24 protein-coding genes are annotated in these 26113 nt (G+C 71.0%); 16 read left to right on the forward strand and 8 right to left on the reverse strand.

The window, feature by feature from the left end:
• The first annotated feature begins 408 nt into the window (after positions 1–408).
• The 7 genes from AB5J56_RS29935 to AB5J56_RS29965 all read left to right on the forward strand — a co-directional run bounded on the left by AB5J56_RS29935 (position 409) and on the right by AB5J56_RS29965 (position 7239).
• Positions 409–1350: a 5-dehydro-4-deoxyglucarate dehydratase gene (locus AB5J56_RS29935; protein ID WP_369236893.1), complete on the forward strand. Its 942-nt coding sequence runs from the start codon at positions 409–411 to the stop codon at positions 1348–1350.
• Positions 1347–2636, forward strand: a complete 1290-nt coding sequence (locus AB5J56_RS29940; protein WP_369236895.1) for a glucarate dehydratase family protein — start codon at positions 1347–1349, stop codon at positions 2634–2636. Before AB5J56_RS29935 ends, AB5J56_RS29940 begins: the two co-directional genes overlap by 4 nt.
• Positions 2637–2745: 109 nt before the next feature.
• Positions 2746–3855 carry a carbohydrate kinase family protein gene (locus AB5J56_RS29945; protein WP_369236897.1) on the forward strand — a complete coding sequence of 370 codons (1110 nt, stop codon included), beginning with the start codon at positions 2746–2748 and terminating at the stop codon, positions 3853–3855.
• A 146-nt stretch (positions 3856–4001) separates the two neighbouring features.
• Positions 4002–5072: a PhoH family protein gene (locus AB5J56_RS29950; RefSeq protein WP_369236899.1), complete on the forward strand. Its 1071-nt coding sequence runs from the start codon at positions 4002–4004 to the stop codon at positions 5070–5072.
• 12 nt (positions 5073–5084) lie between these two features.
• On the forward strand, positions 5085–5582 hold the full coding sequence (gene ybeY / locus AB5J56_RS29955; RefSeq protein WP_369236901.1) for an rRNA maturation RNase YbeY: 498 nt from the start codon (positions 5085–5087) through the stop codon (positions 5580–5582).
• Complete coding sequence (locus AB5J56_RS29960) at positions 5579–6883, forward strand: hemolysin family protein (protein WP_369236903.1); 1305 nt, start codon at positions 5579–5581, stop codon at positions 6881–6883. The genes ybeY and AB5J56_RS29960 overlap by 4 nt, the downstream gene beginning before the upstream one ends.
• A complete protein-coding gene (locus AB5J56_RS29965) occupies positions 6880–7239 on the forward strand; it encodes an MmcQ/YjbR family DNA-binding protein (RefSeq protein ID WP_369236905.1) in 360 nt (119 codons plus the stop codon). Before AB5J56_RS29960 ends, AB5J56_RS29965 begins: the two co-directional genes overlap by 4 nt.
• Here AB5J56_RS29965 and AB5J56_RS29970 read toward each other — a convergent pair.
• Positions 7201–8649, reverse strand: a complete 1449-nt coding sequence (locus AB5J56_RS29970; protein WP_369236907.1) for an MFS transporter — start codon at positions 8647–8649, stop codon at positions 7201–7203. The two genes, AB5J56_RS29965 and AB5J56_RS29970, sit on opposite strands and share 39 nt — an antisense overlap.
• A 143-nt stretch (positions 8650–8792) precedes the next feature.
• Here AB5J56_RS29970 and AB5J56_RS29975 point away from each other — a divergent pair, with 143 nt between their 5' ends.
• The 3 genes from AB5J56_RS29975 to AB5J56_RS29985 all read left to right on the forward strand — a co-directional run bounded on the left by AB5J56_RS29975 (position 8793) and on the right by AB5J56_RS29985 (position 10671).
• On the forward strand, positions 8793–9614 hold the full coding sequence (locus tag AB5J56_RS29975) for a helix-turn-helix transcriptional regulator (protein WP_369242886.1): 822 nt from the start codon (positions 8793–8795) through the stop codon (positions 9612–9614).
• Positions 9615–9642: 28 nt separating this feature from the next.
• Positions 9643–9996 (forward strand): cytidine deaminase, encoded by a 354-nt coding sequence (locus AB5J56_RS29980; protein ID WP_369236909.1) that lies wholly within the window; start codon positions 9643–9645, stop codon positions 9994–9996.
• Between the two features lie 198 nt (positions 9997–10194).
• The gene (locus tag AB5J56_RS29985; protein WP_369236911.1) at positions 10195–10671 is read left to right on the forward strand and encodes a hypothetical protein; all 477 of its coding nucleotides are present in this window, start codon (positions 10195–10197) and stop codon (positions 10669–10671) included.
• A gap of 80 nt (positions 10672–10751) precedes the next feature.
• Here AB5J56_RS29985 and AB5J56_RS29990 read toward each other — a convergent pair whose 3' ends face one another.
• Entirely contained in the window at positions 10752–11090 is a 339-nt protein-coding gene (locus AB5J56_RS29990) for a P-II family nitrogen regulator (protein WP_369236913.1), read from the reverse strand.
• Positions 11087–12397 carry an ammonium transporter gene (locus tag AB5J56_RS29995; protein ID WP_369236915.1) on the reverse strand — a complete coding sequence of 437 codons (1311 nt, stop codon included), beginning with the start codon at positions 12395–12397 and terminating at the stop codon, positions 11087–11089. The genes AB5J56_RS29990 and AB5J56_RS29995 overlap by 4 nt, the downstream gene beginning before the upstream one ends.
• Positions 12398–12585: 188 nt before the next feature.
• Here AB5J56_RS29995 and era point away from each other — a divergent pair, with 188 nt between their 5' ends.
• The gene (era, locus tag AB5J56_RS30000) at positions 12586–13548 is read left to right on the forward strand and encodes a GTPase Era (RefSeq protein ID WP_369236917.1); all 963 of its coding nucleotides are present in this window, start codon (positions 12586–12588) and stop codon (positions 13546–13548) included.
• 11 nt (positions 13549–13559) lie between these two features.
• On the opposite strand, the gene AB5J56_RS30005 is transcribed toward era, so the two are convergent.
• On the reverse strand, positions 13560–14417 hold the full coding sequence (locus tag AB5J56_RS30005) for a helix-turn-helix transcriptional regulator (protein ID WP_369236919.1): 858 nt from the start codon (positions 14415–14417) through the stop codon (positions 13560–13562).
• A gap of 120 nt (positions 14418–14537) precedes the next feature.
• Between AB5J56_RS30005 and AB5J56_RS30010 the strand changes: the two genes are divergently transcribed.
• The gene (locus tag AB5J56_RS30010; protein WP_369236921.1) at positions 14538–15389 is read left to right on the forward strand and encodes an NAD-dependent epimerase/dehydratase family protein; all 852 of its coding nucleotides are present in this window, start codon (positions 14538–14540) and stop codon (positions 15387–15389) included.
• Between the two features lie 26 nt (positions 15390–15415).
• Here AB5J56_RS30010 and AB5J56_RS30015 read toward each other — a convergent pair whose 3' ends face one another.
• From AB5J56_RS30015 to AB5J56_RS30030, 4 genes are all read right to left on the reverse strand, one after another.
• Positions 15416–16690, reverse strand: coding sequence for an MFS transporter (locus AB5J56_RS30015; protein WP_369236923.1), 1275 nt, complete (start codon positions 16688–16690; stop codon positions 15416–15418).
• Complete coding sequence (locus AB5J56_RS30020; protein WP_369236925.1) at positions 16687–18000, reverse strand: GH1 family beta-glucosidase; 1314 nt, start codon at positions 17998–18000, stop codon at positions 16687–16689. The genes AB5J56_RS30015 and AB5J56_RS30020 overlap by 4 nt, the downstream gene beginning before the upstream one ends.
• Positions 18001–18082: 82 nt before the next feature.
• Positions 18083–18349: a protealysin inhibitor emfourin gene (locus AB5J56_RS30025; RefSeq protein WP_369236927.1), complete on the reverse strand. Its 267-nt coding sequence runs from the start codon at positions 18347–18349 to the stop codon at positions 18083–18085.
• Positions 18350–18381: 32 nt separating this feature from the next.
• Positions 18382–19452 carry a M4 family metallopeptidase gene (locus AB5J56_RS30030; RefSeq protein ID WP_369236929.1) on the reverse strand — a complete coding sequence of 357 codons (1071 nt, stop codon included), beginning with the start codon at positions 19450–19452 and terminating at the stop codon, positions 18382–18384.
• 320 nt (positions 19453–19772) lie between these two features.
• Here AB5J56_RS30030 and leuA point away from each other — a divergent pair, with 320 nt between their 5' ends.
• From leuA to AB5J56_RS30050, 4 genes are all read left to right on the forward strand, one after another.
• Positions 19773–21503 (forward strand): 2-isopropylmalate synthase, encoded by a 1731-nt coding sequence (leuA, locus tag AB5J56_RS30035; RefSeq protein ID WP_369236931.1) that lies wholly within the window; start codon positions 19773–19775, stop codon positions 21501–21503.
• Between the two features lie 231 nt (positions 21504–21734).
• Positions 21735–22391 (forward strand): TerB family tellurite resistance protein, encoded by a 657-nt coding sequence (locus tag AB5J56_RS30040; RefSeq protein WP_369236933.1) that lies wholly within the window; start codon positions 21735–21737, stop codon positions 22389–22391.
• 208 nt (positions 22392–22599) lie between these two features.
• Positions 22600–24690, forward strand: a complete 2091-nt coding sequence (locus AB5J56_RS30045; protein ID WP_369236935.1) for an MMPL family transporter — start codon at positions 22600–22602, stop codon at positions 24688–24690.
• Between the two features lie 179 nt (positions 24691–24869).
• Complete coding sequence (locus AB5J56_RS30050; RefSeq protein ID WP_369242888.1) at positions 24870–26066, forward strand: sensor histidine kinase; 1197 nt, start codon at positions 24870–24872, stop codon at positions 26064–26066.
• The last annotated feature ends 47 nt before the right edge of the window (positions 26067–26113 follow it).

The raw sequence follows: 26113 nt of genomic DNA on the forward strand, positions 1-26113 counted from the left end.
GGTGGGGCGGTGTGATGTGGCGCACGTTGCGTTTGGGGTGGGGGTGGCCGGGTAGTCGCCCACGCTTGCGGGCGGGGGCGCCTGCCGCCGGTGGGTGGGTCGGGGCCGTGCCGGTACGTCTTGCCCGTCGCCGCGTGGGCGTACTGCCCGGGGTTGATATACGGCGGGACTTGGCGGGCGGTCTGCTACGCGACGGGCAGAGACGTACCGGCACGGCCCCTCCCGCCGGTGGGTGACTGCGGGCCGTCGTCGCTGCGGGCAATCGTGTCGCGGTGCCCCGTGGTGGCCGGGCTGCGACCCACCCCGCCCCGCATCCAGGACCGCGCCATTGACGGTCCTCGTTCGTCTATCTAATCTTCGTATTCATATGTGGATGGCGTCTACGTACGGAGATGGAGTCGGTTCCTGATGGGTGAGGGTGCGGGGAGCGTTGCCGATCGGCTGCGGCGCGGTATGGGCCGTGGCGTTCTGTCGTTTCCGCTGACCAGCTTTCATGGGGACGGGTCTCTTGATCTCGACGGCTTTCGGGCGCATGCCGAGGATCAGATCGGCGCCGGGCCCGGGGCGCTCTTTCCCGCCTGCGGGACGGGAGAGTTCTTCTCGCTGGACGAGGACGAGTACCGGCAGGTCGTCACCGCCGCCGTCGAGGTGGTGGGTGGCCGGGTTCCCGTCGTTGCCGGGACCGGGTACGGGTGGGCGCAGGCCGCCCGGTTCGCGCGGATCGCCGAGGACGCCGGGGCCGACGCCCTGCTCGTGCTGCCGCACTATCTCGTCGCCGCGCCGGAGGACGGGCTGGTGAGGCAGGTGGAGCAGATCGCGGCTCGGACCTCGTTGCCGCTCATCGCCTATCAGCGTGGCCAAGTCGCCTTCAGTGCGGACGGGTTGAGGAGGATCGCCGGGATTCCCGGGGTCATCGGGCTGAAGGACGGGCACAGCGATCTGGACCGGTTGCAGCGGCTCACCCTTGCCGCGCCCGAAGGGTTTCTCTTCTTCAACGGCGCCTCGACCGCCGAGATCCAGGCGCGGGCGTACGCCACCGTCGGCGTCCCCGCATACTCGTCCGCGGTGCACGCCTTCGCCCCCGAGATCGCCGGCGCCTTTCACACCGCGCTGCGGGACGGGGACGGCGGGACCCTGGAGAAGCTCCTGCGGGACTTCTATGTGCCCTTCGTCGAACTGCGGGACCGGGTGCCCGGGTACGCCGTTTCGCTGGTCAAGGCGGCCGCGCGGGTGCGGGGGCTGCCGGTGGGGCCCGTGCGTGCGCCGCTCGTCGATCCCTCGGCCGCCGATCTGGCCGACCTCACAGCTCTTCTGGCCACCGGACTCGACCTCGTAGGAGCCGCCCTGTGAACCTCACCATCACCGACGTACGGCTGACGCCGATCCTGGTCGCCGACCCGCCCCTCCTCAACACGCAGGGCGTGCACCAGCCGTACACCCCACGGCTGATCGTGGAGGTGGTGACGGCCGACGGAGTCACCGGAGTCGGTGAGACCTACGGCGACAGCAAGTACCTGGAGCTGGCGCGGCCGTTCGCCGAGCGGCTCGTCGGGCGCCAAGTGTCCGATCTGAACGGGCTGTTCGGCCTGGCCGACGAGGTGGCCGTCGATCAGTCGCGGGTCGAGAACCAGGTCGACGTGGGCGGACTGCGGGGTGTGCAGACCGCCGACAAGCTGCGGCTGTCCGTCGTCTCCGGGTTCGAGGTCGCCTGTCTGGACGCGCTCGGCAAGGCGCTCGGGCTGCCCGTGCACGCACTGCTCGGCGGCAAGGTGCGCGACGCCGTGGAGTACAGCGCGTACCTCTTCTACAAGTGGGCCGGCCATCCGGAAGGCGTCGCCGCCGAGAAGGACGACTGGGGCGCGGCCGTCGATCCCGCCGGAGTCGTCGAGCAGGCGCGGAAGTTCACCGAGCGGTACGGGTTCACCTCGTTCAAGCTCAAGGGCGGTGTCTTCCCGCCGGACGAGGAGATCGCCGCCGTACGGGCACTCGCCGAGGCCTTCCCAGGGCATCCGCTGCGGCTCGACCCCAACGGTGCCTGGTCCGTGGAGACTTCGGTGAAGGTCGCCGAGGCGATCGGGGACGTCCTCGAATACCTGGAGGATCCCGCGCTCGGTACGCCGGCGATGGCGGAGGTCGCGGCGCGTACGTCCGTGCCGCTCGCCACCAACATGTGCGTGACGACCTTCGGCGAGATCGAGGAGGCGTTCACGAAGGATGCCGTACAGGTCGTCCTCTCCGACCATCATTACTGGGGCGGGCTGCGCAACACCCGTGAACTGGCCGCCGTTTGCCGGACGTTCGGCGTCGCCATCTCCATGCACTCCAACACCCATCTCGGGATCAGCCTCGCCGCCATGACCCATGTCGCGTCCACGGTGCCCGATCTCCACCACGCCTGCGACTCCCACTACCCCTGGCAGTCAGAGGACGTACTGACGGAGCGGCTCGTTTTCGAGGGCGGGTCCGTCGTCGTGTCCGACGCACCCGGTCTCGGGGTCGAACTCGATCGCGACAAGCTGGCGTTCCTGCACCGGCGGTGGCTGGACGACGACGGTTCGCTGCGGGACCGGGACGACGCGGCGGCGATGCGGATCGCCGACCCCGAGTGGGTCACCCCGGCCGTTCCCCGCTGGTAGGCCCCCGGGACCGCTGGGCGGTGCGTCGGCGCCGCGCGCGGGATCGCCGCCGTCCGGCGCGGGGCGTGGTGCACACTGGCCTGATCCGCATCATGTCAGGGAGCGCATCGTGACCGCGTCCAACGGAGAGCGACCGTACGGCCAGGCCCATGTCGACCCACTCGCCGGGCTGCGCACCCCCCAGGACCCGCCCTGGGACGTCTATCTCACGGGCACCGTCTTCCTCGACATCGTCTTCACCGGCCTCGACTCCGCCCCGGTGCGCGGCACCGAGTCCTGGGCGCGCGGGATGGGGTCGAGTCCCGGCGGCGTCGCCAACATGGCCACCGCCCTGGCCCGCCTCGGCCTGAAGACGTCCCTCGCCGCCGCCTTCGGCGACGACCACTACGGCGAGTACTGCTGGGACGCGCTGTCCCAGGGCGAGGGCATCGACCTCTCGGCGTCGCGCACGGTGCCCGGCTGGCACTCGCCGGTGACCGTCTCGATGGCGTACGAGGGCGAGCGCACCATGGTCAGCCACGGGCACGAGCCGCCGCCCGAGGAGCCCGCACCGGACTGCCCGCCCCGCGCGCGTGCCGCCGTCGCCTCGCTCACGCCGGGCACGCGCGCCCCCTGGATCGCCCAGGCCGCGGGCGAGGGCACCCGCATCTTCGCCGACGTCGGCTGGGACGACACCGGCCGCTGGGACCTCGCCGGGCTCGCCGACCTGGAGCACTGCGAGGCGTTCCTCCCCAACGCCGAGGAGGCCATGCGCTACACCGGAGCCGACTGCCCCAGAGCGGCCGCCCAGGCCCTCACGGCGCACGTGCCGCTCGCCGTGGTGACCCTCGGCGCGGAGGGCGCCTACGCCGTGGACGGCCGCACCGGCGAGACCGCCGAGGTCCCCGCGATCGCCGTCGAGGCCCTGGACCCCACCGGTGCCGGGGACGTCTTCGTCGCCGGGTTCGTCATGGGCACCCTCGCCGCCTGGCCCCTCGCCGACCGCCTCGCCTTCGCCGGGCTGACGGCCGCCCTGTCCGTGCAGGAATTCGGCGGCTCGCTGTCCGCGCCGGGCTGGTCCGAGATCGCCGCCTGGTGGCGCAGGGTCCAGTCGTACGACGACCAGGACCCGACCGCGCTGAGACGTTACGCCTTCCTGGAGGGCCTCACCCCCGAGGTCTCGCGACCCTGGCCGCTGCGCCGGGCCGTCCCCACGATCGGGTTCCGCCGGTCGGCCTAGCCGGCAAGGCGTCCCCACCCGCACCAGGCTGCCCGGGAAAAGGCCTACGGGGTTGTCGGTGCACCGTCGTACTCTTGGCAGTGCAAGGCTGTCGAGCGGGCGCGAGCCCCGCAAGAGGAGGACGAGCAAGGCCTACGAGCCGGCCCATGACTCAGACACCCACAGCTCAGACCTCCGCGCAGGAGCAGGCCCGAGCGCATTTCACCGTCCCCGCCAAGCACCCCATGGTGACCGTGCTGGGTTCCGGAGACGCCCTCCTGCGCGTGATCGAGAAGGCCTTCCCGGCGGCCGACATCCATGTCCGGGGCAATGAGATCAGTGCGGTCGGCGACGCCGGTGAAGTCGCCCTCGTCCAGCGCCTGTTCGACGAGATGATGCTGGTGCTCCGCACGGGGCAGCCGATGACGGAGGACGCAGTGGAACGCTCGATCGCCATGCTCAGGGCGAGCGAGAACGGGGAGGGCGACGGCCAGGAGACTCCGGCCGAAGTGCTCACGCAGAACATCCTGTCCTCGCGCGGCCGCACCATCCGCCCCAAGACGCTCAACCAGAAGCGGTACGTCGACGCGATCGACAAGCACACGATCGTGTTCGGCATCGGCCCCGCCGGTACCGGCAAGACCTACCTCGCCATGGCCAAGGCCGTGCAGGCCCTCCAGTCCAAGCAGGTCAACCGCATCATCCTGACCCGGCCCGCGGTGGAGGCCGGAGAGCGCCTGGGATTCCTCCCCGGCACCCTCTACGAGAAGATCGACCCGTATCTGCGCCCGCTCTACGACGCGCTGCACGACATGCTCGACCCGGACTCGATCCCGCGGCTGATGGCAGCCGGGACGATCGAGGTCGCCCCGCTCGCCTACATGCGAGGCCGCACGCTGAACGACGCCTTCATCATCCTGGACGAGGCGCAGAACACGAGCGCCGAGCAGATGAAGATGTTCCTCACCCGCCTCGGCTTCGACTCGAAGATCGTGGTCACGGGTGACGTGACGCAGGTCGATCTCCCGAGCGGCACGAAGTCGGGTCTGCGCCAGGTGCAGGACATCCTGGAGGGCCTCGACGACGTCCACTTCTCGCGGCTCACCTCCCAGGATGTCGTCCGGCACAGGCTGGTCGGCCGTATCGTCGACGCGTACGAGAAGTACGACGACGAGAACGGCACCGAGAACGGCACCCACAAGGGCGGCCGCGGCAAGGCCGTACACAAGGGGAAGTAGACCAGCACGACCATGTCGATCGACGTCAACAACGAGTCCGGAACCGAGGTCGACGAGCAGGCGATCCTCGACATCGCCCGCTACGCGCTCGCGCGGATGCGCATCCACCCGCTCTCCGAGCTCTCGGTGATCGTCGTGGACGCCGACGCCATGGAACAGCTGCACATCCAGTGGATGGACCTGCCCGGTCCGACGGACGTCATGTCCTTCCCGATGGACGAACTGCGTCCGCCGACGAAGGACGACGACGAGCCGCCGCAGGGCCTGCTCGGCGACATCGTCCTCTGCCCGGAGGTCGCCGAACAGCAGGGCAAGGACGCCGAGACGCAGCACTCCATGGACGAGGAGCTCCAGCTCCTCACCGTCCACGGAGTGCTGCACCTCCTCGGCTACGACCACGAGGAGCCCGACGAGAAGGCCGAGATGTTCGGCCTCCAGGCGGCCATCGTGGACGGCTGGCGCGCGGAGAAGGGCCTCACCGGGCCGTCCCCGGCCCCGACCGTGTCATGAGCGCCCAGATCGTCGTAGGCGCCATAGCACTGGTCGTCGTCGCCTGGCTCGCCGCCTGCGCGGAGGCGGGCCTCGCGCGGGTCTCCAGCTTCCGGGCGGAGGAGGCCGTACGGTCCGGGCGGCGCGGCAGCGCGAAACTCGCCCAGGTCGCCGCCGACCCGACCCGCTATCTGAACGTGGCACTGCTGGTGCGCGTCGCCTGCGAGATGGCGGCCGCCGCGCTCGTCACCTACGAGTGCCTCCAGGAGTTCGACGAGACCTGGCAGGCCCTCGCGGTCGCGATCGGCGTGATGGTCCTCGTCTCGTACGTCGCCGTCGGTGTCTCGCCGCGCACCATCGGCCGCCAGCACCCGCTGAACACGGCGACGGCCGCGGCGTACGTGCTGCTGCCGCTCGCCCGCGTGATGGGACCGATCCCGCCCCTGCTGATCCTCATCGGCAACGCGCTCACCCCCGGCAAGGGCTTCCGCCGCGGCCCCTTCGCCTCCGAGGCGGAGCTGCGCGCGCTGGTCGACCTCGCCGAGGCCGAGTCCCTGATCGAGGACGACGAGCGCCGCATGGTGCACTCCGTCTTCGAGCTGGGCGACACCCTCGTCCGCGAGGTGATGGTCCCGCGCACCGACCTGGTCGTCATCGAGCGGTACAAGACGATCCGTCAGGCGCTCACCCTGGCGCTGCGCTCCGGCTTCTCGCGCATCCCGGTCACCGGGGAGAACGAGGACGACGTCGTCGGGATCGTGTACCTGAAGGACCTGGCCCGCAAGACGCACATCAGCCGCGACGCCGAGTCCGAACTGGTGTCGACGGCCATGCGGCCCGCCGCCTTCGTGCCCGACACCAAGAACGCGGGCGACCTGCTGCGCGAGATGCAGCAGGAGCGCAACCACGTCGCCGTCGTCATCGACGAGTACGGCGGCACGGCCGGCATCGTCACCATCGAGGACATCCTCGAGGAGATCGTCGGCGAGATCACCGACGAGTACGACCGTGAACTCCCGCCGGTCGCCGACCTAGGCGAGGACCGCTACCGGGTCACCGCCCGCCTGGACATCGGCGACCTCGGCGAGCTGTACGGCTTCGAGGAGTACGACGACGAGGACGTGGAGACCGTCGGCGGGCTGCTCGCCAAGGCCCTCGGACGCGTGCCGATCGCCGATGCCTCCGCGGTGGTGGAGCTGCCCGACGGGCGGGAGCTGCGGCTGACGGCGGAGTCCTCGGCGGGCCGCCGGAACAAGATCGTGACGGTGCTCGTCGAGCCGCAGGGCCCGGCGGACGCCCCCGAGGAGGAGAAACCGGAGTGACCCCGCAGCAGCTGCGCACGTTCTGTCTGTCCTTCAACGCGACCGTCGAGGACTTCCCCTTCAACCCGGACACCTCGGTCTTCAAGGTGCTGGGCAAGCTCTTCGCGCTGACCCACCTGGACGGGAAGCCGCTGACGGTCAACCTGAAGTGCGACCCGGACGACGCGGTCCGGCTCCGCGAGGAGTACCCGGGGCTGATCATCCCCGGCTGGCACATGAACAAGCGGCACTGGAACACGGTGACGGTCGACGGCGAACTCCCGGACCGCCTGGTCCGGGAGCTCATCGAGGACTCGTACGACCTGGTCGTCGCCGGTCTACCGAAGGCCGAGCGCCTCCGCCTCGACCGCCCCTGAGGCCTTCCGCCGCCCCAGCCCCACCGCGACCAGCACCGCAGCCACCAGTACGATCCCCGCGTCCAGGGCCAGCACCGTGTGCACGCCGGACAGCAGGTCCGAGGACGTGGTGGCGAGGACGCCGAGCAGCGGGATGCCGATGGTGAGGCCGACCTGCTGGGTGGAGGTCACCAGGCCCGTGGCCAGGCCCTGCTCGTCGTTCGGGACGCCCGAGGTGACCGTGAGGCCGTACGAGATGATCGCGCCGAGGTGGCACATGCTGGCCAGCGAGACCGCGACCACCGCGAGCCAGACGGACCAGGGGTGCGCGTTCAGGCCCAGCAGCGCCGCCACGAACAGGCCCTGACCGGTGAGCGAGCCGACCAGCGTGCGGCGGGCGCCGAAACGGCCGATGACCTTGGCGGCGTACACGCCGGCGACCGCCGACATGACGCCCTGCACGCCGAAGACCAGGCCCGTCTCGAAGGCCGACAGGCCCAGGGTCTCCTGGAGGTAGAGGGTCAGGACGAAGACGACCGTCGACATCATCGAGAAGGTGACCAGACCGCCCAGGTTGCCCCACGCCACCGTGCGGCGGCGCAGCATGGGCAGCGAGACCAGGGGCGCCCGGCTGCGCGACTCGACGTACACGAAGGCCGCCAGCAGGAGCACCCCCGCGACGAGCGTCACGATGACGTCCGCGCCGCCGAAGCCGCGGTCGGCCGCGGTGGAGAGGGCGTAGATCAGGGAGAGCAGGCCGCCGGTGACGGTGACCGCGCCGGGGAAGTCCAGGCGCGGGCGGTCCGGGGTGCGTGACTCGGGCAGCAGGCCGGGGGCCAGCGGCAGCACGATCAGCGCGAACACCGACAGCAGACCCATCGTGGAGCGCCAGCTCAGCACGTCTGTCAGGACACCGCCCGCCACCATGCCGACCGTGAAGCCGAGCGAGAGCAGCGTCCCGGAGACGCCGAGGGCGCGGTCGCGGGCCGGGCCCTCCGGGAAGGTCGTGGTGAGCAGCGACATGCCTGCCGGGACGATCGCCGCGGCTGCCAGGCCCTGCAGGGCGCGGCCCGCCAGGAACGACGCGGGGTCCCAGGCGAAGGTCGCCAGCAGCGAGGCGGTGCCGAACAGGGCGAGACCGGTCAGGAACAGCCTGCGGCGCCCGTAGAGGTCGCCGATGCGGCCGAACAGGAGCAGGAAGCCGCCGGACGGCAGCGCGAACGCGGTGACCGCCCACTGCAGGCCGGACTGGCTCATGCCCAGGTCCTGCCCGAGCACGGGCAGCGCCACGTTCAGTACGGAGAAGTCCAGCGCGACCATGAACTGGGCGGCGCACAGGACGAAGAGGACGAGTTTGTCGCGCGTCGACAGCCGGGTGCCGAGGGTGACTTGGGGTGGTCGTACGGGACTGGGGGTGGTGTCGATCGCCATGGCAGGAGCTTGCGGTGATCGGAATATCCGTGGGGAGTCACCACTTATGGTGGTGGTGGCACCACCAGACACGGCAGGGGGATCCGTACGTGGTCGAGGACACGCTCAAGTCCCGCCGGAGGCAGGAGCTGCGCGACTTCCTGATGAGCCGGCGCGCCCGGGTCACGCCCACCGAGGCGGGGCTGCCCGACGGCGGGGCGCGGCGCCGCACGCCGGGCCTGCGCCGCGAGGAGGTCGCCGTGCTCGCCGGCGTGGGCGCCTCCTGGTACCAGTGGCTGGAGCAGGGACGGGACATCTCCGTCTCCCCGCAGGTCCTGGACGCCGTGGCCCGGGTGCTGAAGCTCAGCAACGCCGAGCGGCGCCATCTGTACCTTCTCGCCGGGCTGAACCCGCCCGCTCCCGAAGTCGCCCCCGAGGACCGGGACATGTGCGAGGGGCTGCGACGGCTGATCGACACCTGGATGCCGTATCCGGCGCACATCATGGACCCGTACTACAACTGCGTGCTCTACAACGACGCCGCGGGGATGGTCCTCGGCATGCGCCCCGAGAACACCCAGAACTGCCTCGTCGACTTCTTCACCGACCCCCTCTACCGGGGGCGCTCCCACTCCTGGGAGCAGAACGCGTGCGCGGTCGTCGCCCAGTTCCGGGCGTCCTGCGCGGCGGCGCCCGACGACGAGGGGCTGCGTGAGCTGCTGGCCCAGCTCAAGGAGGTCAGCGCCGAGTTCGTGGAGCTGTGGGAACGGCGGGACATCAGGGCGGCGGGGCAGATCCGCAAGGAGCTCGACCATCCGCTGGTCGGGCTGCTGTGCGTGGAGTCCACGGCGATGAAGGTGCCGGCCCGGCCCGACCTCACGATCGTGCTGCACACGCCGCTGCCCGAGGCGAACACCGCGGCGAAGCTGGAGTGGCTGGCCTCGCCGGAGGGGCGGCGGGGATCGATGTACCCCGTCGCCGGGTGAGCGTTCCGCCTCTTCGTATGCTCAGGGCATGACCGATAGCAACGCGCTCGACCCCGAGGACCGCAAGATCGTCACCCTGGCCCGTTCCGCGCGGGCCCGCAACGCAGTGCCCGAGGGCGCGGCCGTGCGGGACGAGACGGGGCGTACGTACGTCGCCGGGACCGTCGCCCTCGACTCGCTGAAGCTGAGTGCGCTGCAGACGGCGGTGGCGATGGCGGTGGCGTCCGGGGCGAAGTCGCTGGAGGCCGCGGCCGTGGTCACGGAGGCCGAGTTCGCGTCGGCGGAGGACCGGGCGGCCGTACGGGATCTGGGTGGGCCTCAGACTCCGGTGCTGGTGGCCGGGCCCGACGGGACGGTCCGGGTCACGGTGACCGCGGGCTGACCTCAGCCGCGGCCGGAAAACGCCCTTGCCGTCCGCGGTCTCTCGCGCATCAATGGAACCGGTAGTTCCGACGGACCGTCAGATTTTCGAAGGCGCACGCAGCGCGCCCGCACCCCGCTCGCGTGGCCGGTCCGTCGGCCTGCTTCTCCCGTCCATCCCCACATGGCTTTCCCACAAGGGAAGGGAGCCGGATTCCCCATGAGAGGCAAGCGAACAGGAACAGGTGCGGCACTGGCGGTCGGGGCCCTCGCGGCCGCCGGGCTCGCCTTCGCGCCCACAGCCGTCGCCGTCACCCCACAGACGGCGACGATCACGGCCGACTGCGGCAGCTTCGGCGGCGGCGAGGCCACACTCACCGCCACCCAGGACGGCACCGCCGCCACCATCACGGTCACGTCGTCCGCGATCACCGCGCCGATCGCCCTGGCGCAGGACTCGATCACCTCCACGCTCACCCTGGTGAAGGCGAGCGGCGGCACCACCGCCTTCACCGGCACGAAGAACCCGGCCATGGCGGCCGGCGACAGCGTCACGGTCGGACCGCTCGACGGGACCGTGGCCTCCGGGGACAGCCTGGAGGCGTACGGCGGCTCGTTGCAGATGACGGTCCTCGGCTTCACCATCACGTGCACGGCCACCGGGGCGCAGTCGCCGGGGCCGTTCGTCTTCGACTGAGCACACGGAACGCGAGGACCGGTGTCGTCCCTGGCAGGGGGCGGCACCGGTCGGCGTAGAGCGTCAAGGACCGGTCGTGCTCAGAGCGCGTCCGGGCCGCGCTCACCCGTCCGTACCCGGACGACCGTCTCGACCGGCAGCGCCCACACCTTCCCGTCGCCGATCTTGCCCGTCCGGGCGGCCTTGACGATCGCCTCGATGACGGGGTCCGAGTCGGCGTCGTCGACGACGACCTCGATGCGGACCTTGGGGACGAGGTCGACCTGGTACTCGGCGCCGCGGTACACCTCGGTGTGGCCGCGCTGGCGTCCGTATCCGCTGGCCTCGGTCACGGTCAGGCCGTGCACCCCGAGTTCCTGGAGGGCGGTCTTGACCTCGTCGAGGCGGTACGGCTTGACGATCGCGGTGATGAGCTTCATGCCTGGGTCTTGACCTTCTGAGCGGCGGGGACTGCGGACGCGGAGACCGGGGCTCCGTGGCCCAGGACCCCGTGATCGTAAGCCGTCTCGGCGTGCACCGTAAGGTCCAGGCCGGTGTGCTCGTGGTCCTCGTCCGCGCGCAGGCCCATGACCTTGTCGAGCAGCTTTCCGATGCCGTACGTGACGGTGAAGGCGTACGCCCCGACGGCCACGACGGCGACGAGCTGCTTGCCGAGCTGGGCGAGCCCGCCGCCGTAGAGCAGGCCCTCCGCGCCGCCGGTCATCTCGGCGGTGGCGAAGAGGCCGATCAGCAGCGTGCCGATGATTCCGCCGACCAGGTGGACGCCGACGACGTCCAGCGAGTCGTCGTAGTTCAGCTTGAACTTCCAGCTCACCGCGTACGAGCAGACCACGCCGGCGGCGAGACCGACGACCAGCGCCCCGACGAGGGAGACGGAGCCGCAGGACGGGGTGATGGCGACCAGGCCCGCGACCGCGCCGGACGCCGCGCCCAGGGTGGTCGGGTGGCCGTCGCGCTTCTGCTCGACGAAGAGCCAGCCGAGCAGCCCGGTGCAGCCGGCGGCGAGGGTGTTGAGGAAGGCGGCGGCGGCGAGGCCGTTGGCGCCGAGGGCCGAGCCCGCGTTGAAGCCGAACCAGCCGAACCAGAGCAGGCCCGCGCCCAGCATCACCATGGGCAGGTTGTGCGGGCGCATCGCGTCCTTCTTGAAGCCCAGGCGGGGGCCGAGAACGAGACAGAGGGCCAGGCCCGAGGCGCCGGAGGTGATCTCGACCGGGAGACCGCCCGCGAAGTCCAGTGCGCCGAGTTTCTCCAGGATCCAGCCGCCCGGGCCCCACACCCAGTGCGTGACGGGAACGTATACGAGCAGCGCCCACACTGGCACGAAGACCAGCCACGCCCCGAACTTCGCCCGGTCCGCGATCGCGCCGCTGATCAGCGCCGCCGTGATGATCGCGAACGTCAGCTGGAAGGTGGCGAACAGCAGGGTCGGGACCGTGCCCTGGACACTGTCCGGGCCGAGGCCCGCCATGCCTGCGTGCTTCAGTCCGCCGATCAGTCCGCCGAAGGCGTCGTCGCCGAACGCGAGGGAGTAGCCCGCGACCAGCCACACCACCGTGACCAGGGCGATCGATACGAAGCTCATCATCAGCATGTTGAGGACGCTCTTCGTGCGGACCATGCCGCCGTAGAAGAGGGCGAGGCCCGGGGTCATCAGCAGGACGAGTGCGGTGGCGGCGAGCAGCCAGGCGGTGTCGCCGGTGTCCAGGTGCGCGGCGGCGAGGGTCACGGTCGTCTCCAACGGTGTGGGGGCTCGTCAGAGCGTCACCGGTGTGCGTTTCCGGTTGTGCACGCGCGCGTTTCCGGCGTGTTTCGTGTTGCGTGGGGGTTTCCGGAAGCTCACCGGAGTCGATGCGGGCCCGGTCCGGCCCCCGTACGGGGACTCGGCGTGCGGCGGGCGCCTGTGGATCAGGGACAATGGGCGCCATGAGCGTTCGTACCCCGTCATCCGAGCCGTCCGCGGCAGCACCCCACCGCGCCGGCTTCGCCTGCTTCGTGGGCCGCCCCAACGCGGGCAAGTCCACCCTCACGAACGCTCTGGTCGGGCAGAAGGTCGCGATCACCGCGGACCAGCCGCAGACCACGCGGCACACCGTACGTGGCATCGTGCACCGGCCCGACGCCCAGCTGATCCTGGTCGACACCCCCGGCCTGCACAAGCCGCGCACCCTGCTCGGCCAGCGGCTCAACGACATCGTGCGGACGACGTGGGCCGAGGTCGACGTCATCGGGTTCTGCCTGCCCGCGAACGAGAAGCTCGGTCCCGGTGACCGCTTCATCGCGAAGGAACTGGCGTCGATCAAGAAGACGCCGAAGATCGCGATCGTCACGAAGACCGACCTCGTCGACAGCAAGACCCTCGCCGAGCAGCTCATCGCGATCGACCAGCTCGGCAAGGAGCTGGGGTTCGAGTGGGCCGAGATCGTGCCCGTGTCGGCGGTCGGCGACAAGCAGGTCGGCCTGCTCGCCGACCTGATCGTGCCGCTGCTGCCGGAGGGGCCGGCGCTGTATCCCGAGGGCGACCTCACCGACGAGCCCGAGCAGGTCATGATCGCGGAGCTCATCCGCGAGGCCGCGCTGGAGGGGGTGCGGGACGAGCTGCCGCACTCCATCGCCGTGGTCGTCGAGGAGATGCTGCCCCGCGAGGACCGGCCCGCGGACCGGCCGCTGCTCGACATCCACGCCTTCGTCTACATCGAGCGGCCCAGCCAGAAGGGCATCATCATCGGCCCGAAGGGCAAGCGGCTCAAGGAGGTCGGGATCAAGTCCCGCAAGCAGATCGAGGCGCTGCTGGGCACCCCCGTCTTCCTCGACCTCCATGTGAAGGTCGCCAAGGACTGGCAGCGGGATCCTCGGCAGTTGCGGAAGCTGGGGTTCTAGGAGCCGGGCACTCAAGCCTGGCTGTTTCCGCTCGGCGTCATGTCCTGCAACCCCACCACCCGCAGCAGCTGCAGGCGCTCGTGTGTCTCCGTGCCGGGGCGGGCCGTGTGGATGATGAGGAGCTGGCGGTGCTCGGCGCTGACGAGGACCTCGCAGTCCAGCTCCAGCAGGCCGACCAGCGGGTGCTGGAAGCGCTTGGTCGAGGCGCGCCGCACGGCCACCTCGTGTTCGCCCCAGAGTTTCTCGAACTCCTCGCTGGCCGTGCGGAGTTCGGCGACCAGGGCCGTCACCGCCCGGTCGTCGGGGTGGGCCGCGGTGACGGCGCGGAGGTTCGCCACGTGTCCGCGCGCGTGCTCCTCGTGGTCCTCGGGCGGGGACAGCTTCCGTGCGGCGGGGTCCGTGAAGAAGCGGCGTACGAGATTGCGCTCGCGCGGCGGCCGGGCGAGCGCGTCGCCGGACAGGGCCGCGGCCATCGCGTTCTGCGCGAGGACCTCGCCGTAGTCGCTCATGACCATCGCGGGGGTGTCGTGCAGCCGGTCCAGGACCAGCAGGAGCCCGGGGCGGACGTGCGCCGACGCCGTGCCGTCCCGGGGCGGCTCCTCGCCCACCAGGTGGAAGAGATGGTCCCGCTCGTCGCCGGTCAGCCGCAGCGCCCTGGCCAGCGCGCCCAGCATCTGCCGTGACGGACGCGGGCCCCGCGACTGCTCAAGACGCGTGTAGTAGTCCACGGACATCCCCGCGAGCGCCGCCACCTCCTCCCGGCGCAGGCCCGGCGTGCGGCGCCGCGCACCGGACGCGAGGCCCACGTCGGAGGGCTCCAGGCGGGCGCGGCCACGGCGCAGGAAGTCGGCGAGTTCGGCTCGGTTCACCCCTCCAGCGTGACCGAGCGCGCCCGGCTTATCCAGGGACTGCCGGTCCCCGGATCAGGAGGTCTCTCCCGCCGCGCGCCGCGCGCCCCGACGCTGGGGTCACGACGAGAGGAGCACGAGATGCTGACGTTGGTGACAGGCACGACAGGCCAGGTCGGCCGCCGCTTCGTACCGCGGCTGCTGCAGGCGGTGCAGGCGGAGGACCAGGTGCGGGTCCTGGTGCGCGACGAGGCGAAGGGCGCGCCCTTCGCCGAGCTGGGCGCGCAGGTCGCGGTCGGCGATCTGCGGGACGCGGAAGCGCTCGGCAAGGCGCTCGCCGGGGTGGACGCCGTGATCAACATCGCGGCGGCCTTCCGCGGTGTCCCGGACGAGGAGGCCTGGGCGGTCAACCGCGACGCCGCCGTCGAACTGGGCCGCGCGGCGCTCGCCTCGGGCGTCCGCCGCTTCGTCCAGGTCAGCACGAACCTGGTGTACGGCACGGGGCGCGGCCGTCCCCTCACCGAGGAGGACCCGAGCGTCCCCGGCGGCGAGATGTGGGGCGCCTACCCGGAGTCCAAGGCGGCCGCCGAGCGGGAGCTGGCGGCCCTCGACGGCCTGGACGTCCGGATCGGGCGGCTCCCCTTCGTGTACGGGGAGGGCGACCCGCACCTCGCCCAGTCGCTGCGGTGGGCGGGCGGCTGGGCGGCCACCCAGCGCCTCCAGATGGGCCACCACGCGGACGTGGCCCAGGGCCTGACCCGGATCCTGTACGCCCCGGGCGCGGGCGGCGTCTACAACATCGCCGACGACACCCCCGTCACGGCCGTCGACCTCCACCAGCTCAACGGGGTCGACATCCCGCCCGCCCTCTACGACCGCACGGACTCCGACCCCTGGTTCGGCATCGTCTCCACCGCCCGCATCCGCCGCGAGCTGGGCTTCCGCCCGCTGTACCCGTCGGTGTGGACGGCCAAGGACGCCGGGGCGCTCTGAGCCCAGCCTCTTGTTCAGCCCCCCGTTCAGTCCACCCCCCTGATCCGCCGCACCAGCAGCGCCCCCGCCAGGCCGATCACGGCCGACACCAGGTACAGCACCCGGTAGCCGCCCAGATGGTTCACGATCGGCGCCGCCAGGGCGGGGGCGGCGACCTGGGGCAGGGCGTTGGCGACGTTGATGACGCCGAGGTCCTTGCCGCGGTCCAGGGCCTTGGGCAGGACGTCCGTCATCAGGGCGAAGTCGACGGATGTGAAGACGCCGAAGCCGATGCCGAGGATCGCGGCCGCGACGATCGCGCCGGGCCAGGTCTGCCAGCCGGCCAGCGCGGCCGTGGCGAGCGCCATCAGGACGCCGGACCAGATCACGAACGGTTTGCGGCGGCCGATCCGGTCCGACCAGACACCGCCGACCACCACGGTGGCGAGGAGTGTCACGCCGTTGACGGCGGTGAGGATCAGGACGCCCTTGTCAGGGTCGTCGTAGTGCAGGCGGTCCCGCAGGTAGTAGAGCAGGTAGAGCAGCACGAGCGCGTTGCTCAGGTTGATCAGGAAACGGGTCAGCCAGGCCCAGCCCAGGTCCGGGTGGCGGCGGGGGCTCAGCCAGAAGGACGTCACGAAGGCCCGCCAGGACCAGGGTGTGCGCGCGGCCTCGGGCAGCCGTAGATCCTCGTACCTCAGGACGTACGGCAGCACCCCCACGAGCGTGAACACCGCACACGCCGCATAGCCCCCGCCGATGCCCCCGGCGGCGGTGGCGAGGCCCGTGCCGCCGACCACGCCCAGGATCTGCGCGACCCCCAACCAGCCGCCCACAGAGCCCCGTTGGAGCCGCGGCACCCGGTCGGGGACGGCCGCCGTGACCGCGGCGAACGCGGCGTTCAGCGTCAGCTGGACCAGGCACCAGCCCAGCGCCATCGTCCACACCCCGCCCGCGCCCGCGAGCAACAGCAGGGCGAGCGCGCCGCCCGCCGCCCCGGCCACGATCCAGGGCGTACGGCGGCCACGGCGGGACGTCGTACGGTCCGACAGCGCGCCGAAGACCGGGTTGGCGACCAGGGAGACGAGCGCGCCCGCGCCCGTGACCCAGGCGAGCATCGTCTCCTTCGACATGCCGGTGCCGGGTGCGAAGTCCTCGGCCTGGGAGGCAAGGAGGATCTGCAGCGGGCCGTACCAGCCCACCCAGATCGCCCCGTTGGCGAGCGAGAGCGCCGAGGTCCAGCCGCGGCCGACGCGTTCGACGGGCTCGGCTAGCGCGTCGGGGCCGGGCGTTGCCGCAGGGTCCCGCGACGTCGCCGTCATCTCTGCGCCCGCAGCACGTCCCGCAGCCAGCCGTAGGACGCCTTCGGGGTCCGCTTCAGCGTCGCGGAGTTCTCGAAGTCCACGTGTACGAGCCCGAAGCGGCGCGCGTACCCCTCCGCCCACTCGAAGTTGTCCAGCAGCGACCACACGAAGTAGCCGCGTACGTCGACGCCCGCCTCCGAGGCCCGGTGCAGTGCCCGGATGTGGCCGTCCAGGTAAGCGATCCGGTCCTGGTCGTCGATGCCCTCGTACGAGCAGCCGTTCTCGGTGATGACGACCGGCGGGAGGCGGTCGGCGTAGCGGCCCCGGAAGCCGGTGAGCAGTTCCGTCAGACCCTCCGGGACCACCGGCCAGCCGAAGTCGGTGACCGGGACGCCCTCGATCTCCCTTACCGAGAAGGGGAGTTCGGCGGGAAGCGTGAGTCCGCCGAACTCGATCTCGGCGCCCTGTGGCGCGCCCACCCTGGTCGGCGCGTAGTAGTTGATGCCGTACCAGTCGAGCGGCTCCCCGATGACCTTGAGGTCGGCCTCGACGTCGCCCGGCATCAACTCGCCGATGCCCTCCGGGTACTGGCCGAGCAGCACGGGGTCGGCGAACAGGCGGTTCAGCAGGAGGTCGTAGAACTCCGCCGCCTCCAGGTCCGCCGGTTCCTGCGACGCCGGCCAGGTCGGCCCGTGCGAGTTGGCGATCCCGATGTCCGTCGCCCCGGCCGCGCGCAGGGCCCGTACCGCCAGGCCGTGGGCGAGGAGTTGGTGGTGGGCGACCGGGAGTGCGTCGAAGAGCAGCTGCTTGCCGGGCGCGTGCGCGCCGAGCGCGTGGCCGAGCAGGGTGTGCTCGGCGGGCTCGTTGAGAGTGATCCACTTGCCGACGCGGTCGCCGAGCCGGGCGGCGACGACGCTCACGTACTCGGCGAAACGGGAGGCCGTGTCCCGCTCCAGCCAGTCGAGCGTGACCGGCAGGTCCCAGTGGAAGAGCGTCGGCACGGGACGGATGCCCGCGCCGCACAGCTCGTCGACCAGCCGGTCGTAGAAGTCCAGGCCGCCGGGGGAGTTCACCCGCGGCCAGGAGATCGAGAAGCGGTACGCGTCCACGCCGAGATCGGCGAGGAGCGCCACGTCCTCGCGGTAGCGGTGGTAGTGGTCGCAGGCCACCGCCGCGGTGGTGCCGTCCTTCACCCGCCCCTCTTCGGCGGTGAAGGCGTCCCAGACGGAGGGGGCGCGCAGGTCCGCGGCCCCCTCGATCTGGTGGGCCGAGGTGGACACGCCCCAGAGGAAGCCGGGCGGGAACTGCGGGAGGGGGTTCGTCGCCATGCGCGCGATCATCCGTACCCGCGGTAACAGAAGTCAACGCCCGGGCGTGAAGTGCGAGTTACACCCGTCCCTCACGCACTGGTCACGCCCCCTCCTTCAACACCCGTGAAATCAGCTTCCGTTGCTCCTCCGTCAGTCTCGGGTCCGCGCAGTACACCGTCTTTCCGTTCACGGTGATCTGGTAGCTGAATCCGTCGGGCACACCGACCGGGGGTGCGCCCCGGCCGGCGGCCACCGCCCGCTCGGCCAGGGCCTGCCACTCATGGGCGTCGGTCCGTCCCGAGGTCTCCACCTCGGCATGGCGCTCGATACCCGCGAACCCGCCTGTCCGCCTCACCTGGATACGCATGGGTCCTGTCTAGTACGAGACGGGCGCCGGTGCTACGCCGACGGGACCCCGACCTGCTCCCACGCCTTCAGGACGCTCTGGAGCTCCTCGCCCTCTCCGTAGCGGCTGCGCGCCTGCGCGACCGTCAGCTTCGCGAAGTCCGAGAAGCCGGCCTCTGACTGGAGTGCGCCGCCGGTGAGGACGTCGTACCAGATCTGTCCGGCCCGCTCCCAGGCGTTGCCGCCGAGCGCGTCGGCGACGAGGTAGAACGCGTGGTTGGGGATGCCGGAGTTGATGTGGACGCCGCCGTTGTCGCGGCCGGTCTTCACGTACCCGTCCATCGTCGCGGGCTGCGGGTCCTTGCCGAGCACGTCGTCGTCGTACGCCGTGCCGGGCTCCTTCATGGAGCGCAGGGCGGTGCCGGTGACGCGCGGGGCGAGCAGGCCCGCGCCGATCAGCCAGTCCGCCTCGGAGGCGTTCTGGCCGAGTGTGTACTGCTTGATGAGCGATCCGAAGACGTCCGACATCGACTCGTTCAGGGCGCCCGGCTGGCCGAAGTAGGTGAGGTTCGCCGTGTACTGGGTGACGCCGTGGGTCAGCTCGTGGCCGATGACGTCGACCGGGATGGTGAAGTCGAGGAAGATCTCCCCGTCCCCGTCGCCGAACACCATCTGCTCGCCGTTCCAGAACGCGTTGTTGTAGTCCCGGTCGTAGTGCACGGTCGCGTTCAGCGGCAGGCCCTCGCCGTTGATCGAGTTGCGGGTGTACGCCTTCAGGTACAGCTCGAAGGTGGCGCCGAGGCCCGCGAACGCGCGGTTGACGGTGGCGTCCTTGCCGGGCTTGTCGCTCTCGCCGCGGACCTTCTTGCCGGGCAGGTCCTGGTGGTGCTTGGCGTCGTAGATCGTGCGCAGCGGCTTGTCCTCGGCGGCCTCCTTGGGCGGGGCCACCGCGGGCGCGCCGATCACCGTGGTCAGGCGGCGGTGGGTGCGCTCGAAGGCGTCGTGCTCCAGGGTGCGGCGCGCCGGTCCGGCGAGCGCGGGGTCCTCGTGCTGGGCCAGCTTGTCGAGGACGTGTGGCGGAACGATGGTGCAGAAGACGGGCTCGAAGCCCCCGTTGGTCGTCATGCCCGGCACCCTTGCACTGGGTTATGACGCTGTCACTACCTGCAACCATGATTGGTGAAATACGGCGATAAGGAGCCTTGGAGTCCGCTCTTCAGTGGTATGGAGCACTTTTTGTCCCACTATCTGCCCGCGGTCCCGCATACTGATACAGCCCCCCGTAGAGAGCGTGGCTCGGCTACTCTTCTGAGCATCATGCGTTTCGGGCTGCTTCTCCTTAGCTGCCGCGGCGAGGGCCTGTAGTCGAGGCCGACCCCCTCCCCGCGGAGTCTGGCGTTGCGCCGTCGGCCGTCCTTCCGGACATCCTGAGGAGCCCACGCATCATGGCGAACAGCCAGAACCGCCAGCAGCCGACGTCCATGCCGATCCACAAGTACCGCCCGTACGACCAGGTCGAGATCCCCGACCGTACGTGGCCGGAGCAGCGGATCACCGCCGCCCCCCGCTGGCTCTCCACGGACCTGCGCGACGGCAACCAGGCGCTGATCGACCCGATGTCGCCCGCCCGCAAGCGCGAGATGTTCGACCTGCTGGTGAAGATGGGCTACAAGGAGATCGAGGTCGGTTTCCCCGCCTCCGGTCAGACGGACTTCGACTTCGTCCGCTCGATCATCGAGGACGAGACCGCGATCCCCGACGACGTCACCATCTCCGTACTGACCCAGGCCCGCGAGGACCTGATCGAGCGGACCGTGGAGTCCCTGGTCGGCGCCAAGCGCGCCACCGTCCACCTGTACAACGCGACGGCGCCGGTCTTCCGCCGGGTCGTCTTCCGCGGCTCCAAGGACCAGATCAAGCAGATCGCCGTGGACGGCACCCGGCTGGTCATGGAGTACGCCGAGAAGCTGCTGGACGAGCGGACGACGTTCGGTTACCAGTACAGCCCGGAGATCTTCACCGACACCGAGATCGACTTCGCGCTGGAGGTCTGCGAAGCGGTCATGGACGTCTACCAGCCCGGCCCGGGCCGCGAGATCATCCTCAACCTGCCCGCCACGGTGGAGCGTTCGACGCCCTCCACGCACGCGGACCGCTTCGAGTGGATGTCGCGCAACCTGTCCCGCCGCGAGTACGTCTGCCTGTCGGTCCACCCGCACAACGACCGCGGTACGGCCGTCGCCGCCGCCGAGCTGGCGCTGATGGCCGGCGCCGACCGCATCGAGGGCTGCCTGTTCGGCCAGGGCGAGCGTACCGGCAACGTCGACCTGGTCACCCTGGGCATGAACCTGTTCTCGCAGGGCGTCGACCCGCAGATCGACTTCTCGCAGATCGACGAGATCCGCCGCACCGCCGAGTACTGCAACCAGATGGAGGTCCACCCCCGTCACCCGTACGTGGGCGACCTGGTCTACACGTCCTTCTCCGGCTCCCACCAGGACGCCATCAAGAAGGGCTTCGACGCCATGGAGGCGGACGCCAGGGCCAAGGGCGTCACGGTGGACGACATCGAGTGGGCGGTGCCGTACCTGCCGATCGACCCGAAGGACGTCGGCCGCTCCTACGAGGCCGTCATCCGGGTCAACTCGCAGTCCGGCAAGGGCGGTATCGCGTACGTCCTGAAGAACGACCACAAGCTGGACCTGCCGCGCCGGATGCAGATCGAGTTCTCGAAGATCATCCAGGCGAAGACCGACGCCGAGGGCGGCGAGGTCACGCCGAAGGACATCTGGGCGATCTTCCAGGACGAGTACCTGCCCAACCCCGAGAACCCGTGGGGCCGTATCCAGGTCAAGAACGGCCAGTCCACGACGGACAAGGACGGCGTGGACACGCTGACCGTCGAGGCGTCGGTCGACGGCACCGACACCGTGCTGACCGGCACCGGCAACGGCCCGATCTCCGCGTTCTTCGACGCTCTGCAGTCCATCGGCATCGATGTGCGCCTGCTGGACTACCAGGAGCACACGATGAGCGAGGGCGCCTCCGCGCAGGCCGCCTCGTACATCGAATGTGCGATCGACGGGCAGGTTCTGTGGGGAATCGGCATCGACGCGAATACGACACGTGCTTCGCTGAAGGCCGTCGTCTCCGCCGTCAACCGCGCGGCCCGCTGACTCGCCTGACCGGCTTCTTTGTGGCCCCGTCCGCCTTTCGAGGCGGGCGGGGCCGCGTCGTTTACCGGCCAATCCGCGTGGATGTCACGGAGAGGTCTCGCCCGAGGTACTGACTCCGCCTCGACAATGTGGCTAACATCACGCCAACGCGGCGATGTTGCCGCGGGGTTACGGAGGTGCGACGTGCTGCCAGGATGGGGACGAAAAGGTCGTGTTGTCCGTGTTGGTCACATGACCCGCATCCTAGGCACCCGCACCGCGTGGACCGCCGTCGGCGACGGCGAGTTCTTCTGCCCCGGATGCGGAGGCGACCGCAACTACCAGCGCCTGACCGGCCGTCGGCGCTTCACCCTGCTCGGCGTCCCGGTCCTGCCGCGCGGCGAGACCGGCCCCGTCGTCGAATGCGCCGCCTGCCACCACCACTACGGCGCCGATGTCCTCGACCACCCCACCACCACCCGCTTCTCCGCGATGCTCCGCGACGCCGTGCACACCGTCGCCCTCGCCGTGCTCGCCGCGGGCGGCACCTGCTCCCGCACCTCCCTGGAGACCGCCGCCGCCACCGTCCGCTCGGCCGGCTTCGACGACTGCACCGAGGACCAGCTCGGCGCCCTCGTCGACGCCCTCGCCGCCGACACCGGCCGCATCTTCGGCGAACCCTGCGGCGCGGGCCTCGCCATAGAACTCCACGAGGCGCTGGACCCGCTGGCCCCGCACCTCGCCCCGGTCGGCAGGGAAGCCATCCTGCTCCAGGGCGCTCGCATCGCACTCGCGGACGGCCCGTACACGCCTGCAGAACGGGACGTCCTCAGCACCGTGGGCGCCGCGCTCACGATCTGCTCGGACGACGTGACACGGCTGCTGGCCGCGGCGCGCACGCCGTCGTAACCACCTTGGCCGGACGCCTTGGGCCGAAGTGACAGCCCACGCCGGCTCACATCCCGTACTCCCGCGCACTACTCCCCGGGGAGTAGTGCGGCCGCCTCGCCGCCCCTCGCAGTAGCCCCGAACTCGCCCTCCCGCGTGACGAATCACCTCTCGCGCGCCGGGAGTCTGGTCATGTCCAGACACCCGTCCAGGAGGGGAGGACCCCGCCATGGGGCCCGCAAAGACAACCACGCGTACGCGGCGACGGGCCGTGCCCTGGCTGCTGCTCGGGCTCTGGGTGGCCGTGCTGGCCGCCGTCGGGCCCTTCTCGTCGAAGCTCGCCGACGTACAGCACGACCGGGCCGTGGACTATCTGCCCGCAAGCGCGGACTCCACCCAAGTGGCCAAGATCGAGGACCAGTTGCCCGGAGGCGAGACCACCGAGCTCGTCCTCGTCTACCGCCGCGACGGCGGCCTCAGCACCGCCGACCGCGCGACGGCCGCCCGGCAGGTCGCCGAGATCGACCGCCAGAACCCGCTCACCGGAACCCCGCGGGGCGTGCCCTCCCGGGACGGGACCACGCTGATGTACCCGGTCAGCAGCTCGGCCCCCGGCACCGACGAGAAGCTCCGGGACGACTTCGTCAACGACGTACGCGACGTGGCCCGCGGCGGGGGCGGGCTGAGTGTCGACGTCGGAGGCACGGGAGCCCTCGCCACCGACGCGGCCGGGGTCTACAACTCGCTCGGCGGACCGCTGCTCTACACCACCGTCGCCGTGGTCGCCGTCCTGCTGATCCTCATCTACCGCAGCCCGCTGCTGTGGCTCGTGCCGCTCGCCGTCGCGGGCGTCGCCGACTACCTCGCGATGGGCGTCGCGTACGGGCTCCACTCGGCCTTCGGCACCACCATCACCGGGCAGAGCCAGGGCGTGATGACGATCCTCGTCTTCGGCGCGGGCACCGACTACGCGCTGCTGCTCATCTCCCGCTACCGGGAAGAACTGCGGCGCGTCGAACGGCCCTACGACGCGATGCTGGCCGCCCTGCGCGGCTGCGGGCCCGCCGTGCTCGCCTCCTCCGGGACCGTGGCCGCCGGGCTGCTCTGCCTGCTCGCCGCCGACCTCAACAGCAGCCGCGGCATGGGCCCGATGGGCACCGTCGGCGTCCTGTGCGCCCTCGTCGCCATGCTGACCCTGCTGCCGGCCGTCCTGGTCCTCTTCGGCCGCCGCCTGTTCTGGCCGCTCGTCCCGGCCTACGGCAGCGAGCCCAAGCAGCGCCGCAGCCTCTTCGCGGCGATGGGCAGCTCCGCCGGACGCCGCCCCTACGCCGTCCTCGCGGGCGGAGTCGTCCTGCTCGGCGCCCTCGCGCTCGGCACCCTCAACCTGCCCGGCGCGCTCAAGCAGCAGGACTCGTTCGTCGACAAGCCCGACTCGGTCACCGCCATGGAGACGCTCGCCAAGGCCTATCCCGAACACGGCACCCAGCCGATCACCGTGATCACCCCCACCGCACGGGCCGCCGACACCCTCGCCCGGGTGCGCGCCGAGCGGGGCGTCGCCGACGCCGAGACGGGGCGCAGCGGCAAGGGCTGGACGGAGATCTCCGTCACCGCCCAGGGCGCACCCCAGTCGGCGGCCGAGACCGCCACCATCAAGTCCCTGCGCCACGACCTCAAGGGTTCCTACATCGGCGGCCCGAGCGCCGAGCAGATCGACCTGAAGGACACCAACGCGCGCGACCGCCTCATCGTCGTACCGATCGTCCTCGTGTCCGTACTGCTGATCCTGATGGTGCTGCTGCGCAGCCTCGTCGCACCCCTGCTGCTGCTCGTCGCCGTCGTCGCGGTGTGGGGCGCCGCCCTCGGCATCGGGGGACTGGTGTTCAGCCCGCTCTTCGGATTCGAGGGCACCGATCCGGGGCTGGGGCTGCTGTCCTTCGTCTTCCTGGTCGCCCTCGGCGTCGACTACGGCATCTTCCTCATGCACCGGATGCGGGAGGAGTCGGTGCAGGGCGCGGAGCCCGTCGCCGCGGCGCTCACCGCGCTGCGGACCACCGGCGGAGTCATCGCCTCCGCCGGACTCGTCCTCGCCGCGACCTTCGCCGTCCTGACCAACATGGGGCTCGTGCAACTCGTCGAGCTGGGCTTCGTGATCGCGGTCGGGGTGCTCCTGGACACCTTCCTCGTCCGGACGTACCTGGTGACCAGCGCGAGTGTGGCGCTGCGGCGGAAGGTGTGGTGGCCGGGTCCGCTGTCCCGGGAGCCGGAGTCCTCGGCGCCGCCTCCGCCGCGGGAACGGGAGAGCGTGACGGTCGGTTGATGACCGAAGGTGCCCCTCCCTGCCGGAGGGGCACCTTCCTACCGGAAGATGAACGCGTGCATCCCAACACGGCAGCACAGAAGACGCGTACGACAACCGAGGTGACGGTGACGGAGACGGGGGCGGGGGCGGTGACGGCGACCCTGGTGGGCGGCCTGCGGCGCCGCCACGCCGAGCGCATGCGCACCGGTATCGGGCGGATGTCCGGCGGCCCGTCCCCGCACGCCCTACGCAGCGACGCCTACCGTGCTGCCGCCCTCGCCGCCCTCTCGATCGTGATCGGCCTGACCGTGATGGACGGGCGCAGGCCCGACGCCCTCGGCTGGACGCTGCTGCTCTGCGCGCACGTTCCGCTCGTCTGGCGCCGACGGCGTCCGCTGCTCGCGCTCTGCGTCATGATCCCCTTCATCGGTCCGTACCACGCGCTCGACTACAACCACAACGCCGCCATCACCCCGGTCATGATGGTGCTCTACACGATCGCGGCGACCGGCACCGCACGCCGCACCCTGGTGACCGGCGTCAGCGTCCTCGGCGTCACCCTCATCGGCAACGCGGCCGTTCCTCCGCACCAGGTCGTCGAGGTCCTGCGGATCTCCGGCTGGATCGTCGCCGTGCTTCTCCTCGGCACATACGTCAGCGTGCATCGCCAGTACGTCGCCTCGGTCGTCGAACGAGCCGAGCGCGCCGAACGCACCCGCGAGGAGGAGGCCCGCCGCCGCGTCGCCGAGGAACGTCTGCGCATCGCGCGCGACCTGCACGACCTCCTCGCGCACAGCATCACCCTCATCGGCGTCCAGACCTCGGTGGCCGCGCACGTCCTCGCCGCCGATCCCGAACGGCTCGACCGCGAAGCCGTCGCCCACGCCCTGGACGACATCGCCGACACCTGCCGGACCGCGCGCGGCGAGCTGCGCACCACCCTGGAGGTGCTGCGCGAGCACACGGTCGGCGAGGGCGACGGACGCGGCCCGCTGCCCGGCCTCGACGGCCTGCCCGACCTCGCGGCGGCGGCCCGGATCGCGGGCGCGAAGGTCGACCTCTCGGTCCGCGCCGAGGGGGTGCCGCCCGCCGTGGGCGCGGCCGCCTACCGGATCGTGCAGGAGGCGCTCACCAACGCCGTACGCCACGGCGGACGCGACGATCTCTGGGTGCGGGTGCAGGTGTTCGAGCGCGAGGATGCCCTCCGGGTGACCGTCACCGACGACGGGACGGGCAGCACGGCGGACGGCGGCACTCCCGGCTTCGGCATCGTCGGCATGCGCGAACGGGCCCGCAGCGTGGGCGGCACACTGGACGCCGGGTCCCTCGCCGGGGCCGACGGGGGGTTCGAGGTGAGTGCGGTGCTGCCGGTGCGGCGGGGCGGTGGCGGGTGAGTGGGGGAGAGGGCTGATGACCGAGGGCGGCGTACGGATGACCGCTG

Source organism: Streptomyces sp. R21, from assembly GCF_041051975.1.
GTDB lineage: Bacteria > Actinomycetota > Actinomycetes > Streptomycetales > Streptomycetaceae > Streptomyces.

What these genes read in the sequence shown, in the direction of transcription:
- AB5J56_RS29935 (WP_369236893.1), top strand. Translation starts at nt 409, where the DNA reads ATGGGTGAGGGTGCGGGGAGCGTTGCCGATCGGCTGCGGCGCGGTATG.
- AB5J56_RS29950 (WP_369236899.1), top strand. Translation starts at nt 4,002, where the DNA reads ATGACTCAGACACCCACAGCTCAGACCTCCGCGCAGGAGCAGGCCCGA.
- ybeY (WP_369236901.1), top strand. Translation starts at nt 5,085, where the DNA reads ATGTCGATCGACGTCAACAACGAGTCCGGAACCGAGGTCGACGAGCAG.
- AB5J56_RS29960 (WP_369236903.1), top strand. Translation starts at nt 5,579, where the DNA reads ATGAGCGCCCAGATCGTCGTAGGCGCCATAGCACTGGTCGTCGTCGCC.
- AB5J56_RS29970 (WP_369236907.1), bottom strand. Translation starts at nt 8,649, where the DNA reads ATGGCGATCGACACCACCCCCAGTCCCGTACGACCACCCCAAGTCACC.
- AB5J56_RS29975 (WP_369242886.1), top strand. Translation starts at nt 8,793, where the DNA reads ATGAGCCGGCGCGCCCGGGTCACGCCCACCGAGGCGGGGCTGCCCGAC.
- AB5J56_RS29980 (WP_369236909.1), top strand. Translation starts at nt 9,643, where the DNA reads ATGACCGATAGCAACGCGCTCGACCCCGAGGACCGCAAGATCGTCACC.
- AB5J56_RS29985 (WP_369236911.1), top strand. Translation starts at nt 10,195, where the DNA reads ATGAGAGGCAAGCGAACAGGAACAGGTGCGGCACTGGCGGTCGGGGCC.
- AB5J56_RS29990 (WP_369236913.1), bottom strand. Translation starts at nt 11,090, where the DNA reads ATGAAGCTCATCACCGCGATCGTCAAGCCGTACCGCCTCGACGAGGTC.
- era (WP_369236917.1), top strand. Translation starts at nt 12,586, where the DNA reads ATGGGCGCCATGAGCGTTCGTACCCCGTCATCCGAGCCGTCCGCGGCA.
- AB5J56_RS30010 (WP_369236921.1), top strand. Translation starts at nt 14,538, where the DNA reads ATGCTGACGTTGGTGACAGGCACGACAGGCCAGGTCGGCCGCCGCTTC.
- AB5J56_RS30015 (WP_369236923.1), bottom strand. Translation starts at nt 16,690, where the DNA reads ATGACGGCGACGTCGCGGGACCCTGCGGCAACGCCCGGCCCCGACGCG.
- AB5J56_RS30020 (WP_369236925.1), bottom strand. Translation starts at nt 18,000, where the DNA reads ATGGCGACGAACCCCCTCCCGCAGTTCCCGCCCGGCTTCCTCTGGGGC.
- AB5J56_RS30025 (WP_369236927.1), bottom strand. Translation starts at nt 18,349, where the DNA reads ATGCGTATCCAGGTGAGGCGGACAGGCGGGTTCGCGGGTATCGAGCGC.
- AB5J56_RS30030 (WP_369236929.1), bottom strand. Translation starts at nt 19,452, where the DNA reads ATGACGACCAACGGGGGCTTCGAGCCCGTCTTCTGCACCATCGTTCCG.
- leuA (WP_369236931.1), top strand. Translation starts at nt 19,773, where the DNA reads ATGGCGAACAGCCAGAACCGCCAGCAGCCGACGTCCATGCCGATCCAC.
- AB5J56_RS30040 (WP_369236933.1), top strand. Translation starts at nt 21,735, where the DNA reads ATGACCCGCATCCTAGGCACCCGCACCGCGTGGACCGCCGTCGGCGAC.
- AB5J56_RS30045 (WP_369236935.1), top strand. Translation starts at nt 22,600, where the DNA reads ATGGGGCCCGCAAAGACAACCACGCGTACGCGGCGACGGGCCGTGCCC.
- AB5J56_RS30050 (WP_369242888.1), top strand. Translation starts at nt 24,870, where the DNA reads ATGCGCACCGGTATCGGGCGGATGTCCGGCGGCCCGTCCCCGCACGCC.